Annotated in this window: 3 protein-coding genes; 2 read left to right on the top strand and 1 reads right to left on the bottom strand. The window is 60.7% G+C overall.

The window, feature by feature from the left end; all coding sequences use genetic code 11:
• Positions 1–63: 63 nt before the first annotated feature.
• Positions 64–1,332 carry a phosphoribosylamine--glycine ligase gene (purD, locus tag ACEW8G_RS15485; protein ID WP_373489293.1) on the top strand — a complete coding sequence of 423 codons (1,269 nt, stop codon included), beginning with the start codon at positions 64–66 and terminating at the stop codon, positions 1,330–1,332.
• A 93-nt stretch (positions 1,333–1,425) separates the two neighbouring features.
• On the opposite strand, the gene ACEW8G_RS15480 is transcribed toward purD, so the two are convergent.
• Entirely contained in the window at positions 1,426–1,959 is a 534-nt protein-coding gene (locus tag ACEW8G_RS15480; protein WP_373489292.1) for a DUF6882 domain-containing protein, read from the bottom strand.
• A gap of 233 nt (positions 1,960–2,192) precedes the next feature.
• Between ACEW8G_RS15480 and ACEW8G_RS15475 the strand changes: the two genes are divergently transcribed.
• The gene (locus ACEW8G_RS15475) at positions 2,193–2,531 is read left to right on the top strand and encodes a hypothetical protein (RefSeq protein ID WP_373489291.1); all 339 of its coding nucleotides are present in this window, start codon (positions 2,193–2,195) and stop codon (positions 2,529–2,531) included.
• The last annotated feature ends 266 nt before the right edge of the window (positions 2,532–2,797 follow it).

The raw sequence follows: 2,797 nt of genomic DNA, 5'->3' as shown, positions 1-2,797 counted from the left end.
GGTGCCATCTGGGCTAACAGCCCGCCGGAATGCGAACGGGCGTCATCTGAAAAGGGATCGGGCATGAACATCCTGTTGGTGGGGAGCGGAGGCCGCGAACATGCCCTGTGCTGGAAACTCGCGCAATCCCCGCAGGTCGCGAAAGTCTTCGCAGCGCCCGGCAATCCCGGCATCGCCGAGCACGCGACCTGCGTCGATCTGGCGGTGACCGACCATGCGGCGGTTGCGGTATTCTGCGCAACAAACGCCATCGATCTGGTGGTGATCGGGCCAGAAGCGCCGCTGGTCGACGGGCTGGCGGACAGTCTGCGTGGCCACGGCATCGCGGTATTCGGTCCGTCCGCGAAAGCCGCGCAGCTTGAGGGCTCCAAGGGCTTCACCAAGGCATTGTGCGACCGTGCGGATATCCCCACCGCGCGCTATGTTCGCGCCAGCCACATTGCCGAGGCGCGCGCCGCGCTGGCCGGGTTCGGTCTGCCGGTGGTGATCAAGGCCGACGGGCTGGCAGCGGGCAAGGGCGTGATCATCGCCGAGACGCTTGAGGAAGCCGAGGACGCGATCGGCCATATGTTCGCGGGCGGTTTCGGCGAGGCGGGGGCCGAGGTGGTGATCGAAGAGTTCATGCGCGGCGAGGAGGTGAGCTTCTTTGCAATCACCGACGGCAGCGCGATCGTCGCCCTCGGATCGGCGCAGGACCATAAGCGCGTCGGCGAAGGCGACACCGGGCCGAACACCGGCGGCATGGGCGCCTACAGCCCCGCGCGGGTGCTCACCCCGGCGCTTGAGGCCGAGGTCATGGCGCGCATCATCGCGCCTACCGTGGCGACATTGGCGGCGGAAGGCATGGCCTATTCGGGCGTACTGTTTGCCGGACTGATGCTGACCGATCAGGGGCCAAAGCTGATCGAATACAATTGCCGTTTCGGTGACCCCGAATGCCAGGTGCTGATGATGCGGCTTGAGAGCGATCTGGCCGCGCTGCTGCTGGCGACGGCGGAGGGGCGGTTGGCGGAATGCGCGACGCCGCGCTTCAGCGACGATGTCGCGCTGACCGTCGTCATGGCAGCGACCGGCTATCCCGGCGCGCCCGCAAAGGGTGGCGCAATTGTGCTGGGCGATACCGGCGCGGCGAAGGTGTTTCACGCGGGCACGGCGCTGAAAGGTGAGGCGCTGGTCGCCAACGGCGGACGCGTGCTCAACGTCACCGCTACCGGCGCGACGGTCACAGCGGCGCGGAATGCAGCTTATGCAGCGGTGGACGCCATCGACTTCCCCACCGGCTTCTGCCGCCGCGACATCGGCTGGCGCGAGGTCGCACGCGAGGAGCGATAGGTCTCTGTTTTCCGGGCCTGATCCGTAAGCCAGAAGCGATGAGGCACTGCTCGCCCTGGACTCCAGCGTTTGCCGGAGAACGGGTGCCGCAGCTCATTTGAGCGGTGTGACCGTCATGTCGCCGAACGTCATGAACACCATCGTCGTTCCGGAAGGCCCTCGATAGGCGCCCTGGGCACCGGACAGATAAAGCGCCACGGCGGTGAAGCGCCATGCCTGATCTTCAGTGCATTCGACCTTGCGCGTCGTGAACAGGGGCAGTTTCTGCCGTTTGCCGAATTGACGCGCCCGCCGGGCATCCGCCCCGAGCCTAACGGGGACGGACGGATGATCCCATCCCCAAAGAAAGGTTCCGTCGAGCGTGTTGTAGGTGCCAATCACCTGGACGGGCGCGCTGACCATCTTGGTCGCGCTGGTGAACCGGATCACACCCTTGTCCAGATCGACATCCCAGTCATATTTCTGCTTGCCAAAAATGCCCTGGAGTATTTTTTGCTTCAGCACGATTTCTGAATCGGCCCGACCGAGCACCAGCTCTGCTGGCTCGCTCACGCGCTGTTGCGCAGTATCCGTCACGCCGCCCGCCGACAGCACAAGCGCCACGATTGAGTTGAGCAAAAACCCCAAAGCAATATCCCCCGCATGGTCGCGTTCCTAACACGGAACAGGCTGTCAGCAAAATGGCTACCACAAGAGATTCGGGTTCAGGTGACTTCGAGGCCGGAGTCTGACGACCGATCCTGTGCGAACACCCATGCGTCGGGAATGACCAGAAGTGGGTGGAACACGGACCGGCAAATTTCATGGAGCAACGATCGCGAAGCCGTTATTGCGGTGTCGGTTAAATCTGGTAAATCCCAGTGATGGTGCGTCAATTTTTCTACACATTATTTTGCGCTGCTCTCTTGGCGTCTTGTGATGCAAATGAAGAAGCGGCAGTCGTGCATCATGAAGAAGCGACAGTTGCGTATCATATGGCAGATCAGCCTTATGTGGATCGAGCACTGGCATTTTATTCCGGGAATGGAAAAATTTCACTTGATCAAGTGTTGCGTGAAGTTAGCCCAGTTGTAGTTCATCTTCCAACGATGATTTGTGTTGGGCTGAATTTGCGGGTTGGTACGGTGGGCGGCGATACTACCGTTTGTTATTCTCGCGAAAATGGAAAACAGATTTTACATTTTGTAAATGGTGAGTAGTCTCTTATCCAAAAATTGTGAGCTTCCGTTTTTGGAACTGTCGGAAAGCCAAGAGAATTCCAAACGCTTTCCTCAGGCAAAAAGCAGGTAGCAACGTTCTTCGCGGGTGGCTCCAATGACTGCTCTGGGGTCGTTGCACGAACCCGCTTCGCGGGAGTGGCGTTTGCGGTGAGGCCGATCTGACGGCGCGGGCGCTGCGCCTGGATTGAACAGTATCCGTGGTGGGCAGACCATTTCGACTCCTTCAACCTGAGGAGTCGAACGAT

It is taken from the genome of Blastomonas sp., assembly GCF_041747255.1.
Classification (GTDB): domain Bacteria; phylum Pseudomonadota; class Alphaproteobacteria; order Sphingomonadales; family Sphingomonadaceae; genus Blastomonas.
This window is presented reverse-complemented; position numbering and strand designations above follow the sequence as displayed.